1 protein-coding gene is annotated in these 605 nt (G+C 65.8%); it reads left to right on the top strand.

The window, feature by feature from the left end; all coding sequences use genetic code 11:
- Window positions 1-547: hypothetical protein (locus A9Q02_RS15065; RefSeq protein ID WP_216361527.1), on the top strand; the 547-nt coding region annotated here is incomplete at its 5' end.
- Between the last annotated feature and the right edge of the window lie 58 nt (window positions 548-605).

Raw genomic sequence — 605 nt, 5'->3', positions numbered from 1 at the left:
CGGATGGCGTGACGCTGGTGGCACGTATGCACCGCATTTGACCAAGACTCGTGTCCAAAGGTGCTTGACACATTCCGCGCTGCCCCCGCTCCTGGGTCAAACGAGCCTGCTGCTGCTGCTCCTCGTTGGCGGGCGCGCCCCCACCGCGCTCCTTCTCCTGGCCAGTCTGCCGCTGCTCCGCTGGCTGCTCACGCTCAGCGCCCTCGTCTGGCCCGCCTGGACCCAGCGCCCCAGCTGCCGCTGGCTGCGTCAGACCCTGGCCGACCTCCGCCTGGCCCTGCTGCTCGGCCTCGGCGGGCACCTGCTCGGCCAGATGCTTGGCCTGCCCAGTGGTGCCCTGCTCGGGGCGGCCGCGACGCCTCGCCCGCCCAAACCGACGGCCAGCGGGCGCATCCTCGACGACGGCACCTACGAGGTCACCCTCGGCGACCAGTTCGTCATCCGTCACAAACCCGTGGACGAGTTTGACCGGCGCATGTTCTTGCTCTTTCTGCGCGACATCCACCTGGTGGCGTATCCCGCTTTTGGGGGTAGGTTTTTCAGATAATGTGCGGGTCATGACCATTTCTGCTACGATTATGGTAACAAACACCGATCGTAGAAAG

The organism is Candidatus Chloroploca asiatica, from assembly GCF_002532075.1.
In the GTDB taxonomy this organism is placed as follows: Bacteria; Chloroflexota; Chloroflexia; order Chloroflexales; family Chloroflexaceae; genus Chloroploca; species Chloroploca asiatica.
Note: the sequence above shows the minus strand (reverse complement) of the source record. Positions and strands in the feature narration are given on the sequence as shown.